The organism is Pseudomonas sp. ITEM 17296 (genome assembly GCF_028895205.1).
GTDB classification, from domain to species: Bacteria; Pseudomonadota; Gammaproteobacteria; order Pseudomonadales; family Pseudomonadaceae; genus Aquipseudomonas; species Aquipseudomonas kermanshahensis.
This window is the reverse complement of sequence record NZ_WJRS01000011.1, coordinates 156,875-180,921: the sequence shown is the minus strand read 5'-3', so window position 1 is coordinate 180,921 and position 24,047 is coordinate 156,875. Positions and strand designations below refer to the sequence as shown.

The 24,047-nt window shown below is 59.4% G+C and carries 19 protein-coding genes; 10 read left to right on the top strand and 9 right to left on the bottom strand.

The genetic code is table 11. From position 1 onward, the window contains the following. The 5 genes from GIB19_RS14885 to GIB19_RS14865 all read left to right on the top strand — a co-directional run. The coding region (locus GIB19_RS14885) for a DUF2345 domain-containing protein (RefSeq protein WP_274887011.1) at window positions 1-868 on the top strand (868 nt) is incomplete at its 5' end. Then, complete coding sequence (locus GIB19_RS14880; protein ID WP_274887009.1) at window positions 868-5,427, top strand: RHS repeat-associated core domain-containing protein; 4,560 nt, start codon at window positions 868-870, stop codon at window positions 5,425-5,427. The genes GIB19_RS14885 and GIB19_RS14880, both read left to right, overlap by 1 nt. Before the next feature lie 113 nt (window positions 5,428-5,540). Further along, complete coding sequence (locus GIB19_RS14875; RefSeq protein ID WP_274887007.1) at window positions 5,541-5,879, top strand: hypothetical protein; 339 nt, start codon at window positions 5,541-5,543, stop codon at window positions 5,877-5,879. Between the two features lie 297 nt (window positions 5,880-6,176). Further along, the gene (locus GIB19_RS14870) at window positions 6,177-6,344 is read left to right on the top strand and encodes an RHS repeat-associated core domain-containing protein (protein ID WP_274887015.1); all 168 of its coding nucleotides are present in this window, start codon (window positions 6,177-6,179) and stop codon (window positions 6,342-6,344) included. A gap of 242 nt (window positions 6,345-6,586) precedes the next feature. Next, a complete protein-coding gene (locus GIB19_RS14865) occupies window positions 6,587-6,847 on the top strand; it encodes an Imm32 family immunity protein (RefSeq protein ID WP_274887005.1) in 261 nt (86 codons plus the stop codon). Between the two features lie 1,225 nt (window positions 6,848-8,072). Here the strand turns inward: GIB19_RS14865 and GIB19_RS14860 are convergent. The 3 genes from GIB19_RS14860 to GIB19_RS14850 form a co-directional block, all read right to left on the bottom strand. Beyond that, window positions 8,073-9,044, bottom strand: coding sequence for a 5-oxoprolinase subunit C family protein (locus GIB19_RS14860; RefSeq protein WP_274887004.1), 972 nt, complete (start codon window positions 9,042-9,044; stop codon window positions 8,073-8,075). Continuing rightward, window positions 9,041-9,928 carry a 5-oxoprolinase subunit B family protein gene (locus GIB19_RS14855; RefSeq protein ID WP_027593497.1) on the bottom strand — a complete coding sequence of 296 codons (888 nt, stop codon included), beginning with the start codon at window positions 9,926-9,928 and terminating at the stop codon, window positions 9,041-9,043. The genes GIB19_RS14860 and GIB19_RS14855 overlap by 4 nt, the downstream gene beginning before the upstream one ends. 93 nt (window positions 9,929-10,021) lie before the next feature. Further along, window positions 10,022-10,780 (bottom strand): 5-oxoprolinase subunit PxpA, encoded by a 759-nt coding sequence (locus tag GIB19_RS14850; RefSeq protein WP_027593498.1) that lies wholly within the window; start codon window positions 10,778-10,780, stop codon window positions 10,022-10,024. A 120-nt stretch (window positions 10,781-10,900) separates the two neighbouring features. On the opposite strand from GIB19_RS14850, the gene GIB19_RS14845 reads away from it, so the two are divergent. From GIB19_RS14845 to GIB19_RS14830, 4 genes are all read left to right on the top strand, one after another. Further along, window positions 10,901-11,818, top strand: coding sequence for a LysR family transcriptional regulator (locus GIB19_RS14845; RefSeq protein WP_027593499.1), 918 nt, complete (start codon window positions 10,901-10,903; stop codon window positions 11,816-11,818). 155 nt (window positions 11,819-11,973) lie between these two features. Next, window positions 11,974-14,040 (top strand): maltose alpha-D-glucosyltransferase, encoded by a 2,067-nt coding sequence (gene treS, locus GIB19_RS14840; RefSeq protein ID WP_186680110.1) that lies wholly within the window; start codon window positions 11,974-11,976, stop codon window positions 14,038-14,040. A gap of 83 nt (window positions 14,041-14,123) precedes the next feature. After that, window positions 14,124-14,753, top strand: a complete 630-nt coding sequence (locus tag GIB19_RS14835) for a riboflavin synthase subunit alpha (protein WP_274887002.1) — start codon at window positions 14,124-14,126, stop codon at window positions 14,751-14,753. A 2-nt stretch (window positions 14,754-14,755) separates the two neighbouring features. Then, window positions 14,756-15,457: a YoaK family protein gene (locus GIB19_RS14830; protein ID WP_099429155.1), complete on the top strand. Its 702-nt coding sequence runs from the start codon at window positions 14,756-14,758 to the stop codon at window positions 15,455-15,457. Between the two features lie 42 nt (window positions 15,458-15,499). On the opposite strand, the gene proP is transcribed toward GIB19_RS14830, so the two are convergent. The 6 genes from proP to glaH all read right to left on the bottom strand — a co-directional run bounded on the left by proP (window position 15,500) and on the right by glaH (window position 23,150). Next, window positions 15,500-17,002, bottom strand: coding sequence for a glycine betaine/L-proline transporter ProP (gene proP / locus GIB19_RS14825; RefSeq protein WP_027593503.1), 1,503 nt, complete (start codon window positions 17,000-17,002; stop codon window positions 15,500-15,502). A gap of 142 nt (window positions 17,003-17,144) precedes the next feature. After that, entirely contained in the window at window positions 17,145-18,119 is a 975-nt protein-coding gene (gene hemB / locus GIB19_RS14820; protein ID WP_027593504.1) for a porphobilinogen synthase, read from the bottom strand. Window positions 18,120-18,336: 217 nt separating this feature from the next. Beyond that, a complete protein-coding gene (locus tag GIB19_RS14815; protein ID WP_027593505.1) occupies window positions 18,337-19,230 on the bottom strand; it encodes a PA4780 family RIO1-like protein kinase in 894 nt (297 codons plus the stop codon). A gap of 119 nt (window positions 19,231-19,349) precedes the next feature. Next, window positions 19,350-20,741 (bottom strand): GABA permease, encoded by a 1,392-nt coding sequence (gabP, locus tag GIB19_RS14810; RefSeq protein WP_027593506.1) that lies wholly within the window; start codon window positions 20,739-20,741, stop codon window positions 19,350-19,352. 158 nt (window positions 20,742-20,899) lie between these two features. Continuing rightward, window positions 20,900-22,150 carry an L-2-hydroxyglutarate oxidase gene (lhgO, locus tag GIB19_RS14805; protein WP_099429153.1) on the bottom strand — a complete coding sequence of 417 codons (1,251 nt, stop codon included), beginning with the start codon at window positions 22,148-22,150 and terminating at the stop codon, window positions 20,900-20,902. A gap of 22 nt (window positions 22,151-22,172) precedes the next feature. After that, on the bottom strand, window positions 22,173-23,150 hold the full coding sequence (glaH, locus tag GIB19_RS14800) for a glutarate dioxygenase GlaH (RefSeq protein WP_085272973.1): 978 nt from the start codon (window positions 23,148-23,150) through the stop codon (window positions 22,173-22,175). A 196-nt stretch (window positions 23,151-23,346) separates the two neighbouring features. Between glaH and csiR the strand changes: the two genes are divergently transcribed. Beyond that, on the top strand, window positions 23,347-24,045 hold the full coding sequence (csiR, locus tag GIB19_RS14795; protein ID WP_027593509.1) for a DNA-binding transcriptional regulator CsiR: 699 nt from the start codon (window positions 23,347-23,349) through the stop codon (window positions 24,043-24,045). The last annotated feature ends 2 nt before the right edge of the window (window positions 24,046-24,047 follow it).

The window sequence follows — 24,047 nt, the reverse complement described above, 5'->3', positions numbered from 1 at the left end:
GGACCCGCAACTGGTGATCGCCAGCCCAACCGGCATCGCGACTACCACACCGCAATCCACCCACATCGCCAGCGGCGAGCACCTGGGCCTGAGCACCGGCGGCCACACCAGCATGGCCATTGGCAAACGCCTGCTGATAAGTGCCAGTCGGGGCGTACGGCAGTTCGTGCAGAGCATGGGCTGGCGACTGGTGGCCGCGTCAGGAGACATCGACCTGAAGGCGCTCAAGGACAACATCAACCTGCTGGCCAAGCTCAAGGTCAGCGTGACCGCAGAACGGATCACCCTCAGTGCCAAGGAAGCGTTGGTGATTCAAGCCGGTGGCAGCAGTACGACCTACAACGCGGGCGGCATTCTGCACGCCACGGCTGGGCAATACACGGCACACGCGACGGACTTCATCTACAAGGGCTCAAAGAGTCAGGCGGCGGCGTTTCCTGATGACATCAAATCGGGTAAGGGCAATCTGGAGCTATTCCAACATTACGCAAGCCGCCATGCCTATGAGCAGGCAGACTATCGCGTTGAGGACGCACTCGGTCGAATTTTCACTGGAAAACTGGACGGTGAAGGCTTCGCTACAGTGGCCGGACTGGCTACCGGACCGGCGAAGGTGACGTTGGGCACGGATCCAACCGAAACGTGGTCACCTACGAGTGAAATCAACAATGCCCACGCACCTGAGCTCAAAGCGGCAACTACTGAGCTTGCAACCAAGGCAGCTGAAGAGGTCGCAAGCACCATTCTCGCCAACACCCCACCCGTCAATCCCCTACGCGCCAAGAATCTGCTCAAGCACAGCTTGAAAAACCAAGCCCTCGATCTATCGAAGGCTGTTGTCGCTACCGCCCAGGGGAAAACAAGATAATGAGCACGCTTCCAACCACACGCCCACGGGAAACGGCAGTCGCTCCCCTGGATGAGCTTTATGCTGACGTAGAAACCGGCGCCAACAGCGTTGACCTCTGGCTGAGAGAACTCAGCGAGAACAGGCTGACTTTGGCGGACTTGAAGACGGCCGCCGATTTCATCCCTATTGCCAACAACATCATGGCGGCGGTAGACGCCGTCGGCGACATAATCACACTCACAGAAAGTGAAAACCCAAGCCTGCTTGACTGGGTCAGCCTTGGCATCAACCTGATTGGAATAATACCCTTCCCGCCCGTCATGGCTTTTGCAAGAAAAAGCCTGAGACCCACCCTTCACCTTGTCAAACAGCAGGTCAAAGCTAACCCGAACGCCGCAGTGGGTGAAGCATTAGTCGTCGTTCTGACAGGACACCTCAATGCCACAATCCTGGGAGAACTGGAAAACTTTGTCACACACGCTCAAGCCGAACTGTCGGAGATTCTTGCGAAATGCGGTAAGTCGGGCAAGGCGATCATGCTCACGATTGCCAGCGGAGTGGAGGACTTTCTCAAAGGTCAGTTGACGCACAAACCCGCTGCCAACAGCGAGTCCCTCTCCTTGCTCGAAGCGCTGGCAATGCACGCAACGCTACCGATTGAGGTTGCCACCGTTGCGAGCTTAAATGCTGTATCCAAGCTGATCCCGCATGCCATAAAAGCAGTTGGCTTCAGATACGTCGCACTTCTTCGACAGCTCGCCACTCACGTCGAGCAAAGCCTCACCGCCTTGGGAAATACCGGAACCGAACATAGCATTGCCTATCTGTTATCGATGCTTGCACAGGCTGCTCGGCGCAAGCGCACCCAGCTCAATACGAATGTTCCGGCAACCGGTATCAAGCAGGCCAAAGGCGTTAGCGGTCAGCATGAACTGGGAGCAATCGGCAAGCAACCGGATGCCAGGCAGGATCCCAACGGCAAGAAGAACACCGCCTGCGTGGGCACTTGTAACAGCATCACCTTCGCACGCGGTTCTGAGCAGCTTGTGCACACCGATTTTGCACTTCCAGGGCCCTTTCCAGTGTCGTGGACACGCAACTACCGGTCCAGCCACTCAGCGCTCGACGCAGGTCCACTGGGTGCGCGCTGGCTATCCCCGTTCTCCGTTTACTTCGACGTCATTGAAGATGCATTACGTTATCAGGCCGCTGATGGCCGCTCACACGACTATCCGCTGCCCAGGCTAGGCAAGTTTCACCATGACCCCATCGAGGAAGTTGTACTCGTTCGTACCGGCGAGCGAACACTGTCGCTGGCTCGTGGGCATCGCGTTGAAGAGCAATATGAACGCGTCGGCAATGTCTTCCGCCTTATCGCCATACGCCATCGCGGTGGCGCCAGAGTCGCCCTGCATTACGAGCACTTCCATGAAGGTATTCACGTTCTGTCGGATCTGCTGTCCTACCAGAACGACCAGCCCCATCTGCACATCCATACCCGTCTTGATCAGAGCGGGCGCATTGCCAGCCTATGGCTGATGAACGACGGTGAATCGCTGCGGCAATTGGCCGAATATGACTACAGCGCAGACGGTGATCTCGTATCTGCCCGCGATGAGCATGGCAGACAGTGGGGCTACACCTATCAACACCACCTGATCACTCGATACACCGACCGTACTGGGCGGGCCATGAACCTGGAATGGCTCGGCGAGGGGGCTGACGCCAAAGCCATTCACGAGTGGGCAGACGATGGCAGCTACGAAGTACGACTTGAGTGGGACAAGAACATCCGTCTTACCTACGTGACGGATGCGCTTGGCAACGAAACCAAGCACTACTACAACCTTCAAGGCTACACCTACCGCATCGTCCATCCCGACGGCAACGAGGAGTGGCTCTTCCGCGACGATGCAATGAATGTGGTCCAACACGTTCATCGCGACGGCAGTATCGACCACTATGCCTATGATGAGCGCAGCAACCTGCTGCAGCACACCCGACCGGACGGCACATCGATCCATCACGCCTACGATGATCTCGACCAGCGCTTCAAAACACGAGATCCAGAGGGTGGGCTATGGCGCTATGACTACGATCAGCGCGGCAACATCATCGAAGCCATCGACCCACTGGAGAACAAAACCCAGTACACCTACAACAGCGACAATCTGCCCATCGCCATCATTGATGCCAACGGCGGCGAGAAGAAGTTCACGTACAACGGCGACGGACAGCTGGCCAGCTACACGGACTGCTCGGGCAAGACCACACAGTGGAAGTACGACACGTTCGGGCAACTGGCCAAGCTCACCAACGCTGCCAGCGAGGTAACCGAATATCACTATGAAGCGGGCAACCTGAGCCGTGTGGTATATCCCGACAAAACTCAGGACCGCTTCGACTATGACGCCGAAGGCCGACTGTTCAGCTTCACCGACCCGCTGAATCGGCGTACCCGCTGGGACTACAACGAAGCCGGACTGCTTCATCAGCGCCACAACGCCAACGACACCACCCTCACCTACCACTGGGACAAGCTCGGCCAGCTTGTGCGTCTGCGCAACGAAAACAACAGCGAAGCCAGTTTCAAGTACGACCCCGTAGGCCGCCTGATCAAGGAGACCGGCTTCGACAGGCAGGTCACCGACTACCTCTACGACAACAGCAGCGACCTTCCCACCCGCCGCCTCGACGGTGACCGCATCACTCAATTCGAGTACGACCCCATGGGTCGGCTGGTCGAAAGCAACGCGGGCCAACGCGGTGGCAAGGTATGGGAGACCGAAACGTTCGCCTACGACGGTAATGGCAGGTTACTGCTCGCCGAGAACAAGGACTGCAAGCTGCAGTGGTTCTACGACCTGGCGGGCAACAACACCCGCGAGCATCAGCATTTCAAGTACATGAAGCAGCCGAAGGTCGCCGTGTTCACCCACGAGTACGACGCCCTCAATTTACGGGTTGCCACCACACGGCCTGATGGCCATCGCGTCAGCTGGCTGACCTATGGCAGCGGTCATTTGCTCGGCCTCAAGTTCGATGATCGTGAACTGATCAGCTACCAGCGTGACGACTTGCACCGCGAGATTGGCCGAGAACAAGGCAATGGCCTGATTCAGCGTCAAGCCTGGAGCCCCAATGGTCAGTTGCTTGAGCAAACCGTGGCACGGCATGGCGCCACTAAGCGCATTGCGGCCCGCAACTATCGATACGACGAAAGCGGCCAATTGACTCGCGTCAATGACCTGAACCGAGGCGACACCTACTACCGTTACGACCCGGTGGGCCGGCTACTCGAAGCCACGCACAACTACAACAAGGAAATTTTCGCCTTCGACCCGGCGAGCAACTTGCTGGACCCCGAAGCGCCGCCGGGACCGAACCCGCACTCCCCCCGCAAGGTCAACGACAACGTGCTGCGCAGCTACTGTGGCACGCAGTACCGTTACGACGAGCGCGGCAACCTGGCCGAGCGGATCGAGAATGGCAAAAAGGGTCGATTTGTATGGGATCTCTATAACCGTCTACGGCGCTATGAAGACGACCGGCTGAGTGTCGATTTCGCCTACGACGCACTGGGCCGTCGCCTCTACAAACACTCACGCTCCAAGTACCGGGATCGCCCACAGGCAGGGCCTATATGGAATGAGAATGCGCGGCGACAGCGGGATGAAGAGCTAGGCTGCGGCTTCACATGGTACACCTGGGAAGACGACACACTCGCTACTGAATGTCGTCATCGACAGGAAAGTGACGGCAGTACCACCCACTACGTATTTGAGCCGGGAACGTTCATTCCAGTGGCGCAGGCGGTGATCAACACCAGCTTGGATCTGCTGCCGCAACCGACGTATGGCGACCACTACGATATTGATCGGGATCCGGTGTGGCTGCACAAGCCGACACTCAGACCTATTGATGCGTTCGCTTGGTATCAATGTGACCAGCTAGGCACCCCTATGGAGCTAACTGATGGTGGTGGGGAAATTGCCTGGAGCGGGACGTATAAGACTTGGGGCTTAGCTAAAGAGACACAGAGCGATAAGGCGAAGTGGGCAAATATCGGTAATCCACTGCGTTTTCAGGGGCAATATTTCGATGTTGAAACCAAGCTACACTACAACCGACATAGATATTACGATCCTATAACAGGACGTTATGGTACGAAAGATCCAATTGGCTTCGAAGGCGGTCACAATTTTTATCTTTACGCAAGCAATCCTGTTCAATGGACAGACCCCATGGGGCTGGCTGGAAGGAAGCAACCTAAACCGTGGATACCCGCCGGCAACTCAAAAGAAGGATGGCAACATATTGATGAAAGGCACATCAGCGGGACCAACGCTCTTAACGGAGAGGGCGATTTGTTCCCTTCTGGAACAACGCAAGACCAAATCCAAACTGCTTGTGAATGCCTAGTTAAACAAGGCACAAAAATTAGCGCCCCCGAACGAAGAATACAAACCTATGAAAAAAGAATGAAAGTCAACGGAAAAAGAGACAGAGTACGCGGCGTATTCGACTCTAGCGATAATAATCGCACTATAACTGTCTTTCCCGTTCGGAGCGAGTAATTATGATGGTTTTCACTTTAAGTCGTATCAACAACAATTGTCTTGCGGACGAATTAGATCAAGGAGTAATATCCCTCACCCTAGATAACAAGAGCATAGCGTCAGGAAAATGTATGCTTTATATCTCCATAACCTCTTTGATAGATGGGGTAATTGAGTTATCTAAAAATAATAAAAAATTTGAATTCATTCCTACTGAAGCCGCCCCTTTCATAACCTTACGGAAAGACCAAAGAAATATAAGCATAATTCACAAAAATAAGATCATCCACCAGACAAAAATATCGACAATCGCTTTAGCCATAAAAAAAAGTCTTGAGATTTTCTTTTCTAACCCTAACAACTTACCAAAAAAAACTGGTGCAATAATGCTTGACCTGAATGACGCACATCTGTCATTAGAAAATTTAATAACCCCTACCCCAACAACCATTTCAAAAGAACAAATATAAAATCTTTGAAAAACAAAATAGCGGCTGGGACAGGTTTCTGAAGTGACTGTTGAGATAAACACGAAAACACACCACCGTATCCATGGTTATCGCATCACAGCCTTCGAATACGACGAAATTGGCCGTCTAATCAGAAGTGATGCTGGCGGCCATGATTTCGGAAAAAACAATCCTCAAAACCGTGGCGCTCACTTCAACAACCAGGATAACGGCCACTATGACTATTAAAAAACAACAGAAAGCACCCGCAAGGGGCTTGCTGAATAAAAGCAGAATGACGCAGTTCGAACGGCTAAAATTGGGAATCAGCTACGTTTTCAGGGACAGTACTTCGATAGCGAGACAAAACTGAACAATCATCATCGTTATTACGACTCCCAAATTGGCCGCTTCGTCGAAAAAGACCCGATAAGCTTTTCGGGTGGAATAAACATATATCAGTATACCCCCAATTCAACTCAATGAATTGATCCTCTGGGTCTGGCTCGCTCCGGGCAGTGGGGTGCGGTGGGCAATGGACAGATTAGAATAGATCCACCGGACGTTGAAAATACAGACCAGCAAGTCCATGCTCATTGCCAGTGCAAGACCAGAAGAAGAGAAATTGTTATAAACAAGGATGGCTCGCAGAGCCATAAATCACGCGGCAGCAGCACAGAGCTCACGCGAACTGAAAAAGATTTTCTTAGAGATAAAGAATTTAAAATATGATCAAGCTTGAACCAATTAAAGCCTGGGGCACGCAATCCGGTACCGATAAACCCCTAAAATTAGATGAAATATCTATACTTGCGTCTCCAGCGATGATTCGGGCCTTAGGAGTATTTCTAATAAATGCAGCCTATGAGATGGACACTAACGAAGCCGAGCACATCCACCTTCAGGATTTGGCTTCAAATTTTTCATGGGATCACCACGTTGATATAGTTTTGAACAATAAATTTAAAACCAACCCAGACCCCAAGTAATTTGCGCGCGCCACTTAGATGGTGACAGGGGCACATATTTCGATGTATGCCCCAGGGCGGTCATTTGCTCAAGAGCAACGACGACGAATACTGCGGATGAACGCCGAAGCAATAACTGAGTTTATGGGTATTCCTCATAAAACCGACCCTCATTCACCCTTCCGATAAACCCCACTCTTAAGCAGGAAGAGTCAAGCTTGATGACGACGGCAATGCGAGATTGAGCAGGCATGGACGCCCTCAGATTCGAAAAGACAAAGGAAAAGCTTTTTACCAGGAATGCTTCGAATGAAAACTGATCAACACAAAAAAGAGTTACTTTACAGAAAAGCTAAATCTTACGCATGAAAGGGAAATCCGTAACCTCCTGCATGGAAAACACCCTATTGTACACCTCGACTTAGTTGAAACAGACAACATAATAGGCCACCTAAAGTTACGGGCAACTGCAAGCATAACTACGAAACCATTCCCAACACCAAAAGAGTGCTTTGAGCTCATGAATGAAAACCTTATTCAAAGCGAAAACTACCTACTGATGGACGACGATTGGAAATATTGCTGCGCCGCACTGATTGCACCGCAAGCAACAAACAATAGTAACTTCGACCTCAACGAGAACACCTGTGACGACGTAATATTCATCCCTTCAGATTTATCCTCACAAATAACACTAGACTATGCAGAGAATCAAAATACGCCCACTTACGAACTGGTCGCCAGATAGACTTTAAATTATTAAAGCACCAGGAAAAGAAATAATAAATTCAGCAGCGGCATTCATAAGCTTATTCAAAAACGATGACCTGACACTTAAAAGCAGGTCAATTTCAGATGAGGCTGAGATGCACGTCTGGGAAAGCATGCTCGATCAACATGTGAATTTCGAGCTAATGATATTACAAAACAACACCATACCAGCCATTATCCTCGCTAAACTAGCCCTTAGTGGTAACTGGAGAACTCGCCACGCTGTGGCTAGAAAACGTAAACTAGACCTCGATAGCATGCACCTTTTATCCAGGGACGAAGAGCCTCGTGTTAGGCAGGCTATTGCAGCAAATCAAAAAACCCCTATTGAAGTTCTAGAACGCTTATCCAAAGACAGCGTCACAAATGTCAACCCGGTCGCGCACTACAATTCAGACATGCGAAAAAGCAGCAACAATAGCGCCCAATTATCGAACAGTGGAGCACCACAAAAATGCTCCACCCCACACCACCATCAGCCAAACAGCCTGGCAACACACCCCAGCTTCTTCTTGTACGACCGCCGCGCCTCCAACGCCTGCTCCAGGCTCACCGGCAAAAACCGCGCCTGCTGATTAGGCTGCATCTGCCCGATCAGGTCCAGGTCGGCACTGATCACGGTGCCGATCATGGCGTACCCGCCTCCGGACACCGCATCGCGGTGCAGAATGATCGGCTCCAGCCCCGCCGGCACCTGGATCGAGCCGATCGGGTAGCAGCTATCGACGATGTTCGAGGGGTCCGAGCCGGCGCCAAACGGCTGCTCACGCGGCTGGAAACTCAATGGGCTGCCGCCTTTGTAGCGGTAGCCGATTCGGTCTGCCTCGGAGCCGACGGTCCACGCCTCGGTAAAGAAGCGCTGCGCTGCTGCGTCGGTCAGGCGATGGAAATACAAGCCTGGGACCACCCGCAACACCACTTCGCCACCCAGCGACTGTCGCAACGCCATCGGCAGGCTTGCGCCGGCGCGGGTCTTGCCGCTGGGCACACCGACTGGCAGCACATCGCCTGCCAGCAACTTTCGCCCATGGTGCCCACCCAAGGCCCCCAGCGCGTAGGTCGATCGGCTGCCGAGCACCTCGGGCACATCGATACCCCCGGCGACGGCCAGGTACGCCCGGGCACCCGCCGTGGGGAAACCGAAGCGCAACACCTGCCCTGCCCTGACCGCGAACGCGGTGTCGGGGCGCTGCTCACGGCCGTCGAGCAATGCCGGCATCTGCGCGCCGCACACTGCCACCAGCGCATCCTGCTGGAACTCAAGTTCTGGGCCCACCAGCGCGCATTCAAGCCCCGCGGCGCCTGCCGGGTTGCCGACCAGATGGTTGGCTGCGCTCAAAGCGTACTGATCAAGCGCCCCGGAAGGCGGAATGCCCAGGTGGTAATAGCCCTCGCGGCCGAGGTCCTGTACCGAGGTGGCCAGGCCGGGTTTGAGTACCTTGATCATGCCAGCACCTCCTGCAGCGTCTTGGGGTAGCCGACTGGGTCGGCGAGGAAGGCATCCAGGGAGAACGCCACCGGACGAATGCGCAGGTTGAAGCAACCGTCTTCCACATCCGCCACCGCCTGGTCATAGGCGCGGCGGTCGATCGGCTTGAACTGCACGATGTCACCCGGGCGGAAGAACACCATGTGCGCCTTGAGGTAGGCCAGCGTCTGCTGCGGGTCGTAGATCGGTGCCGGGGTGACGCCAAACATCTGGTAGCCCCCCGCCCCGCGCACCGAGTAGATGCAACCGAAGCAACCGCCATGGCCGAGGGTCAGCTTGGGCGTGTCGGTGCGTGGGCGCAGGTACTTGGGCACCTGCAGTTGCCGCTCGCGCTCGACCATCTGGAACATGAACGGCAGGCCGGCGACGAAGCCGACCATCGACACGAACCAGGGTGCGCCGCTGTGGGCAGCGATGAACGCTTCGACATCGGCCAGGCCGTTGACCCGCGCCGCATATTCAAGGTCGGTGCTGCTCGGGTCCTGGTGGCGATCGCGAAAACGCATCAGGGTTTCGTGGGTCCAGGGGTCGTTGTACAGCACCGGGATTTCGATGATGCGGGTGTGCAGCGAGCGCTCGGCCACCGCCTCTGCCTCGGCGCCGCGTACGGCTTCGAGCAGGGCCTCGGGGGCAATACGGTCAGGGTCGAAGCGGATCTGGAACGACGCGTTGGCCAGGCACACGTCGAGGACGCCCTCCAGGCCAAGCCGCTCCACCGCGCGGGTGACGGCCATGCCTTTGAAAAAGGCCTCCAGCGACATGCTGTCACTGACCTCGGCAAACAGGTGCTCGTCGGCACCGAAGCTGTAGCGGATCGGGGTAGAAGCAACCGGCTCGGCCATGACTGTTCCTTTTCTTGGAATCTTTATAGAAAGGCAGGCGAAATCAAATCGATGCAGCGGCCCTGGCCTAGGTGCGCCAGGTGCCGGTAAAACTCAGCGTGGCGCACGCACCTCGATACCGGCCTGATCCAGCGCCTTGCGCGTTGCCTCGACCAGGTCGAGTGCGCCGGGGGTATCGCTGTGCAGGCAAATGGAATCGAACGTGATGGCCAGGTCCTGCCCCTCGACCGTACGCACCAGGCCTTGCTGGCAAGCGCGCAGCACGCGCTCGGCGACGGCCTCGGGTTGGTAGCCGCGCACGTTGCGGGTGAACACGATGGAGCCGCTCATATCGTACTCGCGGTCGGCATAGAACTCGCGCACCACCGGCTGGCCAAGTTCTTCGGCAATACGGCAGATCACCGAGCCTGGCATGCAGTACAACAGCAATTGCGGCTCGACCACGCGCAGGTTCTGCACCAACAGCCGGGCCGCCACCTCATCGCGCGCCAGGTGCATGTACAACGCGCCGTGGGGCTTGATGTGCTGCAAGGTCACACCTTGCGCACGGGCGATTTCACGCAGCGCACCCAGTTGATACAGGATGTCGTCGACCAGCTCCTGGGCGGTGGCATTGATGTGCCGGCGGCCGAAACCGACCAGGTCACGAAAGCCTGGGTGTGCACCGACGCCCACGCCCAGCGCCTTGGCCCGCTCGACAGTGCGGCGCATGGTGCCGGGGTCGCCGGCATGGAAGCCGGTGGCGATGTTGGCGGAGCTGATAAAAGCCATCAGCTCGTTGTCGACGCCATCACCGATGGTCCACGGGCCGAAGCCCTCACCCATGTCCGAATTGAAATCCACCACCTGCATGAACGTATCTCCTGGCACTTGTGACTGCATGCAAGCCACGTTAGATTTTCCACACCCCCTTGGGAAGATCTATAAACAGATAGGGTGTCTTCTGAAAATCAGATACACCGGGAGCCAACCGTGTCATTGACCCTGCGCCAGGTCCGCTACTTCGTCGCCACTGCCGAGATCGGCCAGATTTCACAGGCGGCGATCCACCTGAATATTTCCCAGTCGGCGGTGACCACCGCAATCAAGGAACTCGAGGCGATGCTCGGCGTGCTGCTGTTCCAGCGCTCGGCCCAGGGCATGAGCCTGACCGAGGCGGGCCGGCACTTTCTGAACCGCGCCTACGTGATTTTGCGCAGCGTCGACGATGCGCTGAACAGCCCGCTGCCAGACGTGCGCGCCAGCGGACTGCTGCGCCTGGCGGCGAGCTATACGGTGATTGGCTACTTCTTGCCACACCACCTGCAACGCCTCGAACACTGGCACCCGGACGTGACCCTGGAAGTGCACGAGCAAGAGCGCAGCGCGATCGAGCAAGGGCTGCTGGAGGGGCGCTTCGACATGGCCGTGGTGCTCACCGCCAACCTCACCCACCCGGATATCGTCTCGGAAACCCTGTTCAACTCCGAGCGCCGGCTGTGGCTGCCCGGCCACCACCCGCTGTGCGAGCGCTCGGCGGTGAGCCTGGCCGATGTGGCCAGCGAACCGTTCATTCTGCTGACCGTGGACGAAGCCGAACAAAGTGCCATGCGTTACTGGGAGCAGGCCGGGCAGCGGCCCAGCGTGCGCGTGCGGACCAGCTCGGTGGAGGCCGTGCGCAGCATGGTTGCCAATGGCAGCGGCGTGGCGATCCTCTCTGATTTGGTGCACAGGCCCTGGTCGCTGGAGGGCAAACGGATCGAGACGGTGACCATCAGCGACCCGGTCACGCCGATGAGCGTGGGCCTGGCCTGGCATCGCGAGCGGGCGTTCAGCCCGGCGATGCAGGCGTTGCGCAACTACTTTCATGGTGCATTTCTGGCACCGCAGCAGTTGTCGGCGCGCCGTTGAACCGGGGGGCTGCTTTGCAGCCCAATCGCCGGCAAGCCGGCTCCCACTGGGGCGACGCAAGCTTGAAGATTGCAGCCACTCCGTTTCACGCCGAACGTTCCGCCTGCAACGCCGTCATAACTGTGGCCGGTGCCGACACGCAGAGAGGACGCGAGATGACCCAACCCGACCCGTCATACATCAAGTGGCTCGAAGACCGTTCCATGCTCAAGGCCTCCCAGGAACGGGCCCGCCTGTATTCGGGGCAATCGCGCCTATGGCAGAACCCCTACGCCGAAGCCCAGCCCCGCCGCGCCACTGAAATCGCCTCGGTGTGGCTGACGGTCTACCCAGACGCCATCATTGCCCCGGAGGGCGGCTCGGTGCTGGCGGCCTTGGCCCACGAGGCGCTGTGGAAGCGTTTGTCGGAAATTGGCATACAAGGCGTGCACACTGGCCCGATCAAACAGTCCGGCGGCGTGCGTGGCCGCGAGTTCACCCCCAGCGTGGACGGTAACTTCGACCGCATCAGCTTCGACATCGACCCGCTCTACGGCAGCGAGCAGGACTTGATCCAGATGAGCCGCATGGCCGCTGCGCACAACGCTGTGACCATCGATGACCTGATCCCTTCGCACACCGGCAAAGGTGCCGACTTCCGCCTGGCTGAGCTGGCCCACGGGGCCTACCCTGGGCTCTACCACATGGTCGAAGTGCGCGAGGAAGACTGGCCGCTGCTGCCCGAGGTGCCCGCAGGCCGTGATGCGGTCAACCTGTTGCCGGCTGTGTGCGACGAGCTCAAGGCCCGCCACTACATCGTCGGCCAGTTGCAGCGGGTGATCTTCTTCGAGCCAGGGGTCAAGGAGACCGACTGGAGCGTCACCCCGCCCATCACCGGCGTCGATGGCAAGACCCGGCGCTGGGTGTACCTGCACTACTTCAAGGAAGGCCAACCGTCGCTCAACTGGCTCGACCCAACCTTCGCCGCCCAGCAGATGATCATCGGGGATGCCCTGCATGCGCTGGACTGCCTGGGCGCGCGGGGCCTGCGCCTGGATGCCAATGGTTTTCTCGGGGTGGAAACGCGGCTCCAGGGCACCGCCTGGTCCGAAAGCCACCCGCTGTCGATCGTCGGCAACCAGTTGATTGGCGGCATGATTCGCAAGGCGGGCGGGTTCAGCTTCCAGGAGCTTAACCTGACAATCGACGACATAGCCCAGATGTCCACGGGCGGCGCCGATCTGTCCTATGACTTCATCACCCGCCCCGCCTACCAGCATGCACTGCTGACCGGCGACACCGAGTTCTTGCGCCTGATGCTCAAGGAAATGCACGCGTTTGGCATCGACCCGGCTTCCTTGATCCACGCCCTGCAAAACCATGACGAGCTGACCGTCGAACTGGTGCACTTCTGGACACTGCATGCCCACGACATGTACCTGTTCAAGGGCCAGACTCTGCCTGGCAGTATCTTGCGCGAGCACATACGCGAAGAAATCTATGAGCGCCTGTCTGGCGAACATGCCCCCTACAACTTGCGCTTCGTCACCAATGGCATCAGTTGCACCACCGCCAGCCTGATCACCGCCGCGCTGGGTATCCGCGACCTTGCGCAGATCGACGCAGCGGATATCGAGCGCATCCAGAAAATCCACCTGCTGCTGGTGATGTACAACGCCATGCAGCCCGGTGTGGTCGCACTGTCCGGCTGGGACCTGGTCGGCGCCCTGCCCTTGCCTGCCGAGGCGGTGGCCGAACGGATGCTCGATGGCGACACCCGCTGGATCCACCGTGGCGGCTACGACCTGGCCGGGCTCGCCCCCGACGCTGAGGCGTCGGTGCGCGGCATGCCCCGGGCGCGGGCGCTCTACGGCAGCCTCGACAGCCAGCTCGAGAACAGCGACTCGTTCGCCAGCAAGGTGAAAAAACTGCTGGCCGTGCGCCAGGCCTATGGCATCGCCACCAGCCGCCAAGTGCTGGTGCCCGAGGTCAGTAGCCCTGGTTTGCTGGTGATGGTGCACGAGCTGCCAGCGGGGCGCGGCATCCAGATCAGCGCACTGAACTTTGGCCAGACGGTCATTGCCGAGGAGCTGCTCTTGACCGGCTTCACACCGGGAACGGTGGTGGACATGATCAACGAGACGGTCGAGGGGGATTTGACCGAAGATGGGCGCTTGATGGTCAACCTGGAGCCGTACGAGGCGCTGTGCCTGCGCATCGTGAACAGCAGCGGGCATGTGTGAGGGGCAGCGGCCGCCTTGCTTTTACCGCTTCAGAGGCATAGCTTCCGGGGGACTTCATTTTCCCGTGCCCAGGAGCAATTTCCATGTACACCGGCATCGTCCAGGCCGTTCGCCCGCTGCTTGCTGTGACCCCTTACCCAGGCCACCGGCAGTTCACCGTCGACCTCACCCCTGAACTGCTCGACGACCTCAAGATCGGCGCCAGCGTCAGTGTCGAGGGCACGTGCCTGTCAGTCACCGAGATCGACGGCACCCAGGTGAAGTTCGACGCCATGAATGCCACCCTCGAACGCACCAACCTGCGCTGCCTGACGGCCGGCCAAAGCGTGAACATCGAGCGCTCGGCGAAGATGAACGCCGAGGTTGGCGGCCACCTGATGGCCGGGCACATCGCCACCACCGCCGAGATCGTCGAACAGGTGATCGAAGAGACCGGTGCGTTCATCCGTTTCCGCATGCCAGCGCAATGGGCCAAGTACGTATTCCCCCGCGGCTTCCTGGGGGTCAACGGTTGCAGCCTGACCGTCGCCGATGTCGATGACAACGTCATCACCATCAACCTGATCCCCGAGACCTTGCGCCAGACCACCTTCGCCCATTACAAGGCTGGCGAGCTGCTCAACATCGAAGTGGACCACCAGACCATGGTGCTGGTCGATGTGGTCGAGCGAACGCTCAAGGGCACGCTGGCCCGCGAAACACTGCCGCGCTGAGCATGCTGCCCAACGCACTGCCCGCCCGCAACGCACGACGGCTGAAGCTGCAGGCCCTGCGCGGTCGCGTGGGCCTGGGGCTGGTCGCCGCGCTGTCGGTACTGGCCGGCATGACGGATGCTATCGGCCTGCTGGCGCTGGGTGATTTCGTGTCGTTCATGAGTGGCAACACCACCCGTCTGGCAGTGGCCATCAGCGAGGCGGACCTGGCCATGGTGCTGCGCCTGAGTGGCGCGGTGCTCGGCTTTGTCGCAGGCAATGCCCTGGGCGTGATACTGGCCCGGGCTTGCCGACGCCGCGCCTGGCCGGTGCTGCTGGTGGTCGCCGTACTGCTTGGCATGGCGGCGGCCTGGCCCCTGCCCGCCACGTTTCCGGCGCTGCTGGCAGCGACGCTGGCGATGGGCATGATCAATGCCGTGGTCGAACAAGTGAATGGCCTGCCGATCGGCCTGACCTATGTCACCGGCGCCCTGTCCCGCTTCGGCCGCGGCTTGGGGCGGTGGTTGCTGGGCGAGCGGCGCAACGGCTGGCGGGTACAGCTGGTGCCTTGGGCTGGCATGCTGCTGGGCGCCGCACTGGGCGCCTGGCTTGAGCACCAACTGGGCCTGCAGGCGCTGGCAGGCAGTTGCGCGCTGGCGTGCCTGCTGGCCCTGGTGACACGGTTCATTCCGCGCTCTTGGCAACGCGGCTACATGCCGCGTTAACCAAACGCTGCGGGTAGCGCCGAAAAACCCTCGGCCCGTCCCTTAATCGATGCGCGGGTGTTGCTGCACCAGCAATTTGCGCTTGGCCTCAAGCTCGGCGATCTGCGTGTCGATGTCCTCGATCTTCTGCTCGATATTGTCGTGGTGCTCCTGCAACAGCTCGCGCGCTTCATCGATGTCCGACGCGGCAGGCGCTGCGCCGCGCAGCGGCTTGTTGGCGGTCTCTTTCATGGTCAGGCCAGTGATCAGGCCGATGGCCGCGATCACCATCAGGTAGTACGCCGGCATGTACAGGTTGCCGGTGCTTTCCACCAGCCAGGCCGCCAAGGTCGGGGTAAGCCCCGCGATCAGCACCGAGATGTTGAAGGCACTGGCCAACGCGCTGTAGCGGATATGCGTGGGGAACATCGCCGGCAACGTCGACGCCATCACGCCGATGAAGAAGTTCAGCAGCACGGCAATGATCAACAGCCCGGCAAAGATCAGCCCGAGCGCGCCGCTGTTGATCAGCATGAAGGCCGGGATGGCCAGCGCGAACAGGCCGACACTGCCGACCATGATGAAAGGCCGGCGGCCGAACTTGTCGCTGAGCAGGCCGATGATCGGTTGCACGAACAGCATGCCGACCATGATCGCGATGATGATCAGCACCCCGTGGTCTTCGCTGTAATGCAGGTTATGCGACAGGTAGCTGGGCATGTAGGTGAGCAGCATGTAGTACGTGACGTTGGTGGCGATCACCACGCCAATGCAAGTCACCAGGCTGCGCCAGTGTTGGGTGGCGACTTCCTTGAACGACACCTTGGGGCCGGAGGCCAGGCCTTCGCGGTCGCCTTGTTCGAGCTTCTCGACGTGTTGCTGGAACGCCGGTGTTTCTTCCAGCGCATGGCGCAGGTAGAGACCAATGATGCCCAGCGGCAGGGCCAGGAAGAACGGCAGGCGCCAGCCCCACTCAAGGAACTTCTCCTCGCCCAGCACGGTGGAAATCAACACCACCACACCTGCGCCGAGCACAAAGCCTGCGATCGAGCCGAAATCCAGCCAGCTGCCGAGGAAGCCGCGTTTGCGGTCGGGTGCGTACTCGGCGACGAAAATCGACGCCCCGGTGTATTCACCGCCCACCGAAAAGCCCTGGGCCATCTTGGCCAGCAACAGCAGGATGGGCGCCCAGATGCCGATGGTGGCGTAAGACGGTATCAGGCCGATGGCAAAGGTGCTCAACGACATGATCACGATGGTCGCGGCGAGAATCTTCTGCCGGCCGAACTTGTCGCCCAACGCGCCGAAGAACAACCCACCCAGCGGGCGAATCAGAAACGGTACCGAGAACGTCGCCAGGGCGGCGATCATTTGCACACTAGGGTCGGCGTTGGGGAAGAACACCTTGCCGAGCGCGTAGGCGACGAAGCCATAAACGCCGAAGTCGAACCACTCCATGGCGTTGCCCAGTGCGGCAGCGGTGATCGCTTTGCGCATCTTGGCGTCGTCGACGATGGTGATATCTTTCAAGCCAATTGGCTTGACGCTTTTCTTGCGAGATTTCATGCCCATTTCCTTGTCACTGAATGCTCTATGGCATCAGAGACAAAGGGACACAAAATAATTCAGCGCTTAGTAAATTTTTTGTGGCTAGAGGCCATCTCAGGGTAATCGCGGCCCTTGGAGGGCCGCGAATACCTTTTACTGATCAGATGCCTTCGCGGGCCAGGTCCATGGCGAAGTAGGTCAGGATCAGGTCGGCACCGGCGCGCTTGATGGCACCGATGCTCTCACGCACCACGCGCCCTTCGTCGATGGCACCGGCGAGGCCGCCGAACTTGATCATCGCGTACTCGCCACTGACCTGATACGCCGCCAGCGGCAGGCGCGAGGCCGCGCGGATGTCGGCGATCACGTCCAGGTAGGCACCGGCCGGCTTGACCATCAGCACATCGGCCCCTTCCTGCTCGTCGAGCAACGATTCGCGCACGGCTTCGCGGCGGTTCATCGGGTTCATCTGGTAGCTCTTGCGGTCGCCTTTGAGCGCAGTGCCGCCCGCTTCGCGGAAGGGGCCATAGAGCGACGAGGCGAACTTGGTCGAGTAGGCCATGATGGCGGTGTCATGGAAGCCTGCGGCATCCAGGGCGCCGCGAATCGCCTGGACCTGGCCGTCCATCGCCGCCGATGGCGCGATGAAGTCGGCACCGGCTGCGGCCGCGACCACGGCCTGCTTGCCCAGGTTGGCCAAGGTGGCGTCATTGTCCACGCCGTGGTCGTGCACCACGCCGCAATGGCCATGACTGGTGTATTCGCAGAAGCAGGTGTCGGACATCACGATCATTTCCGGCACGGTGTCCTTGCAGATCCGCGCCATGCGCGCCACCAGGCCGTTTTCGTTCCAGGTGTCACTGCCAACCTCGTCCAGATGGTGCGAGACACCAAAGGTCATCACCGACTTGATGCCGGCGCGGGCGTAGCGCTCGATTTCCTGCGCCAGCAGCTTTTCAGGGATGCGGTTGACGCCAGGCATGCTGGTGATCGGCACGAAATCGTCAATGCCTTCTTCGACGAAGATCGGCAGGATCAGGTCTTCAAGGCGAAACTCGGTTTCCTGGAAGATCGAGCGCAGGGATTCGTTCTGGCGCAGACGGCGCGGACGAACGGAGGGGAAACGGTTGGACATGACAGCTCCAGGGAATATGGACGGCGTACACCATATGCCTGTTGAGCTTCAGTGAAAAGGCTGAATGACGAGATTGTGTCTTGCGGTGGGGGTAATAGCGGGAGTTTGCAGCGCGTGTGCCGGCCCCTTCGCGGGTAAACCCGCTCCCACAGGGGTGGGGGCGCCCATCAGGTACAGCGCTTTGGGTAAAAGCGGCGCTGTACCTGTGGGTGACTGTTTACTGCAACCAGGGCGGTGGCGGTTCTTCGCCCTTGACCGGGCCGCGCTCGGCATCGGCCAGCGCCGCCCGGCGGCGGGCGTCGTCGAGCCGTGCGGCGTCGATTTCACGCAACACGCCATCCACATCGGCAGCCTCGTCATCCTCCTCGTACTCGCCGGTCAGCGGGCTGTCCGGTTTCAACTCGCCGGCCTCGTACAACGCCCACATTTCCTGCGCGTAACGGGTGCTCTTGAGCTCGGGGGCGAAGCGGCCGAAGTACAGCGCCATGTTGCCCACATCACGTTGCAACATGCTGAACGCATGGTTGTTACCGGCCGCATCCACCGCCTGCGGCAAGTCGATGATCACCGGGCCTTCCGGGCCAAGCAGCACATTGAACTCGGACAAGTCACCATGCACCAACCCCGCGCACAGCATCAACACGATCTGGCGGACGACGAACGCATGGAACTCGCGGGCCTCGTCGGCTTCCAGGTGCACGTCGTTAAGGCGTGGCGCGGCATCGCCATCGGCGTCCGTCACCAGTTCCATCAACAGTACGCCATCCTGGAAATCATAAGGCTTGGGCACCCGGACACCGGCACTGGCCAGGCGGAACAGGGCCGCCACTTCGGCGTTCTGCCAGGCATCCTCGGCCTCTTTGCGGCCGTACTTGGAGCCTTTGGCCATGGCCCGGGCCTGGCGGCTGTTGCGGACCTTGCGGCCTTCCTGGTACTCGGCGGCCTGGCGGAAGCTACGTTTGTTGGCTTCTTTGTAGACCTTGGCGCAGCGCACTTGGGTACCGCAACGCACCACGTAGACGGCTGCTTCCTTGCCGCTCATCAAAGGTCGCAGTACTTCGTCGACCAGGCCGTCTTCGATCAGGGGTTCGATTCTTTTTGGAGTCTTCATCAGGCTTGAGTTCTGGGGTCCTGTGGCCGAGCCGTGGAGGTGGCGGTCATCCTCTCACAGCCTGATGGATCTTGCTCGTCTGTGATGCAACGTTCGTCTGTTCAGGGTGTTTCGGGCGCCTAGGCGCCCTGCCCCACAGCACTGCCTTGCGCCACCCGCGCCCGTCGGCGGGTGATCAACAACCCCGAGCACACCACGAACACCGCCAGCACCATTGTCGAAACCACTTCAAGGCGATGATCCGGGCGGAACAGCATCAGCACCAGCACGCTGCTGATGAACAGGATCACGCCCCAGGTCAGCCACGGGAACAGCCACATGCGGTAGCTCAGCGTCTTGCCCTGGGCGGTCAGGCGCTTGCGCAGGCGCAGCTGGGAAATGGCGATAACCAGATAAACCAGCAAGGCAATGGCGCCGGAGCTGGCCATTAGGAAGCCGAACACCTTGGCCGGCACCAGGTAGTTGGCGATCACCGCCAGGAACGCCGCCCCGGTGGACAACAGCACCGCGACAATCGGCGTACCGCTGCGGCTGGTCACCTGGGCACAGGCCGGCGCGTCACCCCGGCGGCTCAACGAATAGACCATGCGTGAGGCGGTGTACAACGACGAGTTGAGGCAGCTGGTCACCGAAGTCAGCACGACGAAGTCGATGATGGCCTTGGCATGCGGCACGCCGAGCGTATCCAGCACCGTGACATACGAGCCTTCAGTGGCCAGCCGTGGGTCGGTCCAGGGCACCAGCGCGATGACGATGAAGATCGACAGGATGTAGAACAGCGTGATCCGCCAGATCACCGAGTTGGTGGCCTTGGAGATGTGCTTGCCCGCCTCGTCGGACTCTGCAGCGGCAATGGTCACCACCTCGGCCCCAAGGAACGAGAACATGGTGATCAGCATGGCGCTGAGCACCGCGCCAAAGCCGTTGGGCATGAACCCACCGGTATCCCACAGGCGCGAAACACCGCTGACACCGGAGCTGGGCAGCAGGCCGAAAATGGCACAGGCACCCAGAATGATGAAGGCGACGATGGCAATGACCTTCACCAGCGCCAGCCAGAACTCGAATTCACCGTAGTTTTTCACGCTGAACAGGTTGGTGGCGGTCAGCAGCAGCGTGATCACCAACGACAATACCCAGATCTCCATCTGCGGCACGTAGGTGTTGATGATGGTGGCGGCAATGTTGGCTTCGATGGGGATGATCAGCACCCAGAACCACCAGTACAGCCAACCGATGGTGTAGCCGGCCCACTTGCCGATGGCAAGGTCGGCATAGGTGGAGAACGAGCCGGTGTCCGGCGAGGCGACTGCCATTTCCGCCAGCATGCGCATCACCAGCACCACCAACCCGCCGGCCAGGATATAGGCCAGGATGGTTGCAGGCCCGGCTTCGGCGATGGCCCGCCCAGAGCCAACGAACAGGCCGGCGCCGATCACCCCGGCAATGGACAGCATGGTGACATGCCGCGATTTCAATCCATGACTCAAATTGTTCTTGTCTGTTTGCATGGTCTTACCTTCTTATTCTTGTCATGCCCGCGCTAGGCCGTCAGCACGCATGGCTAGCGAACGCGGGCGCGAAAAAGCCCGCCCTGCCCTAAATGGTGAGTAGGGCAAGGACGGGTTGAGTAAAACGAAACGCAGATCCGCCGGGGTTAGCTGCCGCCTCAGCCGGCAGCGCGCTGCTTGCCCGCCAGGTCAGGCTTGAGCGAGCCGCCCCCTTGGCGGCTGACTTGTTCGCAGACCTTCTCGACGATGTAGGCGCCGATCGGAATCGCAGAGGTGGCGGCAGGCGACGGCGCATTGCACACGTTCACGCTGCGCGCGGAGTTGACGAAGAGGAAGTCGTCGATGAGCTTGCCGTCGCGTGACACCGCCTGTGCCCGCACACCCGCCGGGTATGGCGTGAGGTCGTCCTTGGTGATGCTCGGGCAGTACTTCTGCACCTGCTTGAGGTAGCCGCCCTTGAACAGCGAGTTTTTCATCTCGATCAGGCCCGGCCGCAGGTTCTTGGCCAGCACCTTGAGGATGCCGGGTGTGGTCAGGGTCTGGAACATGTCGCCAAGGCTGACGTCGGACTTGCGATAACCTTCGCGCTTCATCGCCAGTACCGCGTTTGGCCCGACGGTAACGGTACCGTCGATCATCCGGGTCAGGTGCACGCCCAGAAACGGCATGGACGGGTCCGGAATCGGGTAGATCAGGTGGTTGACGATCTGGTTGTGCTGCTTGGGCAGCAAGTAGTACTCACCGCGGAACGGGCAAATCACGAAATTGGTCTGGATGCCCAGCATGCTCACCACGCGGTCGGCCATCAGCCCCGAGCAGGTGACCAGGAAGCGGCTGTGGAACTCATCGCTGCGGGTACGCACGATCACTTCACTGGCGCGCTCTTCCAGGCCAATCACCTCGGCGCTGTAGCGGATCTCGCCACCGGCACGCTGGAACTGACGGCCCATGGCCGCCGTGACCTCGGCGTAATTGACGATGCCGCTGGAGGGGACAAAGATCCCGCCCAGGCCGACGATGTTGGGCTCGCGCTCATGCAGCTCGGCAGCAGACAGCCATTCACGCTCCAGGCCATTGGCCGCGGTGCGCTCCCACAACGCCTTCATGCGTTGCATTTCCAGGTCGTTGGTGGCCACCAGCAGCTTGCCACACTCATCGAAGGCGATGCCGTGCTCGGTGCAAAAGGCCTTGGTCGCCTTGTTGCCTTCCAGGCAGAAGCGCGCCTTGAGGCTGCCAGGGGTGTAGTACACCCCGGCATGGATCACGCCGCTGTTGTGCCCGGTCTGGTGGCGGGCCGGGCCGGACTCTTTCTCCAACAGGAGAATCTTGGCGTCCGGGTACACCTTGATCAGGTGCATGGCAGTGGACATGCCCACAATGCCACCGCCGATGATGATGAAGTCGTACACAGTGTTACCTCCCGCGCCGTGTTTACTGGCCGCGCTGGTACAGCGGCTTGGGGAAGGCGACATAGCCGCGTTGGCGCATCAGCTCGCGGCGCAAGCCATCGTGCGGGGTGAAGCGGTCGCGGCCGTGGAGCCAGAACAGATTATTGATCAAGACGAAGCTGCCCACCGCCACCGGAACGGAAAGTTTCTTGTCGCTGCCCTCCAGCGATTCGGACAAGGCGTTCAGCCAGATACCTTCCTCGAAGTTTTCCGGCTGCACGAACTGGTCGATGTAGCGCATGGTCGGCCGGCCTTCGGTATCGGTATCGAACACCGAATGGAACACGTCCTCGGCCACTTTCTTGCTCGGTGGCGCGGTCCAGCGCATCTCGCGGCGCGCCATCGGGTGGCGGAAGAACGCGTCGCAGTCTTCCCAGTCGTCCAGGTGCAGCAGCAGCGAATTACCGCCTTCCATGTTCTTTTCGTCGATCTTCAGCATCAGCACATAGTCGGTGATCTGGTTCACGAAGGTGCCGTCGTTGTGCAGCTCCATGACGCGGTGTGGCTGGCGCAGGTAGCTGTCGGAGTTGTCGCTGTTCACCACCACGAAGCGGGCGTAGTACTGGCCGCTCATGGCGTCGTAGTTGGAGCGACCGATCAGGTGGGCGCAGGCGGTGGTGAACTTGACCATGTCCTCGGCCTGGCTCACGTCATCCAGCCCGACCGGGGTGATCAGCATGCCGCCGCTGGCGCGGTCGAGGATGGTGTTGAGCAATACCGGGCGCAGCGTGCCTTCGCACAGTTCATCCAGGATCTCGCCCACCCGGAAACGCAGGAACGACTTGTACTCCAACGCCTGTACCGGCCATTCGGCCACGGCCTTGACGAACGCCTCCACGGTCTCGCGGGCAAAGGTCAGTTCAAGCAGACGCGGCGACTGCTTCGAAGGGGCGATGGTGTAACCCCGCGGTTCGAGTGGCAACGGCATGACAAGTTCGTCGATCTGCGTAAAAGCGTTCATGGCTAGGTCCTGGCAGAAAAAGTGGGTGGCGCCGCCCAGTGTGTGATCTGGATCAGTGCAGGCGAAGCAAAAATATCGCCACTCAACAAAAATGTCTACATTTTTATAAAACGAAGATAAAGAGCGCGTATGTCCATTGTTTTTCGTCCGCCAGTGGTTTCGGTATGATCGGCAAAACGTTTTGAGGAACAGGACCTTGGAAGCGCTCGCGCCCCGACAAAATTCAGCATTCAGCGGGTATGAGAGGCTCAAGAAGGACATCATCCGTGGCGTGTTCAAGCCGGGGGAAAAGCTCTTGATGAGCACCCTCAAAGACCGCTACGAACTGGGTGTAGGGCCCCTGCGCGAGGCGCTCTCGCAGTTGGTGGCCGAGCACCTGGTGAATGCCATCAGCCAAAAGGGCTACCGTGTCGCCCCCATGTCACTGGCGGAGATGAACGACATCTACGATGCCCGCGCCAACCTGGAAGCCATGATCATCAGCCTGGCCATCGAACGCGGCGACGACGCCTGGGAGGCCTCGGTGCTGGCCTGTTCGCATACCTTGGCCAAAGTGGTGGAGGTGAAAACCCGCGAGCAGCGCCTGGACGTCTGGGACGAGCGGCACAAGGCGTTTCACACCGCCATCGCCTCCGGGTGCGGCTCCAAGCACTTGCTGCAGGCACGCACCTACCTGTTCGACCAGGCCGAGCGTTATCGGCATCTGTGGCTGACGCAGACGGTGTTTTCCGAGCAGGCCCTTGAACTCAAGCGCCAGGAGCACGCAGCGTTGGTGGAGGCGATTCTGGCCCGCGACGCCAAGCGCGCCAGCGCCATGATGCACTCGCACCTGATGACCCCCGTGCCGATCATCGCGCAGATCATGCATGCCGAGGGCATCGGGCGCGGGGAGTAGGC

Coding starts and splice junctions, on each gene's coding strand:
- GIB19_RS14880 (WP_274887009.1), top strand. CDS start 868: ATGAGCACGCTTCCAACCACACGCCCACGGGAAACGGCAGTCGCTCCC.
- GIB19_RS14875 (WP_274887007.1), top strand. CDS start 5,541: ATGCTTTATATCTCCATAACCTCTTTGATAGATGGGGTAATTGAGTTA.
- GIB19_RS14865 (WP_274887005.1), top strand. CDS start 6,587: ATGATCAAGCTTGAACCAATTAAAGCCTGGGGCACGCAATCCGGTACC.
- GIB19_RS14860 (WP_274887004.1), bottom strand. CDS start 9,044: ATGATCAAGGTACTCAAACCCGGCCTGGCCACCTCGGTACAGGACCTC.
- GIB19_RS14855 (WP_027593497.1), bottom strand. CDS start 9,928: ATGGCCGAGCCGGTTGCTTCTACCCCGATCCGCTACAGCTTCGGTGCC.
- GIB19_RS14850 (WP_027593498.1), bottom strand. CDS start 10,780: ATGCAGGTGGTGGATTTCAATTCGGACATGGGTGAGGGCTTCGGCCCG.
- treS (WP_186680110.1), top strand. CDS start 11,974: ATGACCCAACCCGACCCGTCATACATCAAGTGGCTCGAAGACCGTTCC.
- GIB19_RS14835 (WP_274887002.1), top strand. CDS start 14,124: ATGTACACCGGCATCGTCCAGGCCGTTCGCCCGCTGCTTGCTGTGACC.
- GIB19_RS14830 (WP_099429155.1), top strand. CDS start 14,756: ATGCTGCCCAACGCACTGCCCGCCCGCAACGCACGACGGCTGAAGCTG.
- proP (WP_027593503.1), bottom strand. CDS start 17,002: ATGAAATCTCGCAAGAAAAGCGTCAAGCCAATTGGCTTGAAAGATATC.
- hemB (WP_027593504.1), bottom strand. CDS start 18,119: ATGTCCAACCGTTTCCCCTCCGTTCGTCCGCGCCGTCTGCGCCAGAAC.
- GIB19_RS14815 (WP_027593505.1), bottom strand. CDS start 19,230: ATGAAGACTCCAAAAAGAATCGAACCCCTGATCGAAGACGGCCTGGTC.
- gabP (WP_027593506.1), bottom strand. CDS start 20,741: ATGCAAACAGACAAGAACAATTTGAGTCATGGATTGAAATCGCGGCAT.
- glaH (WP_085272973.1), bottom strand. CDS start 23,150: ATGAACGCTTTTACGCAGATCGACGAACTTGTCATGCCGTTGCCACTC.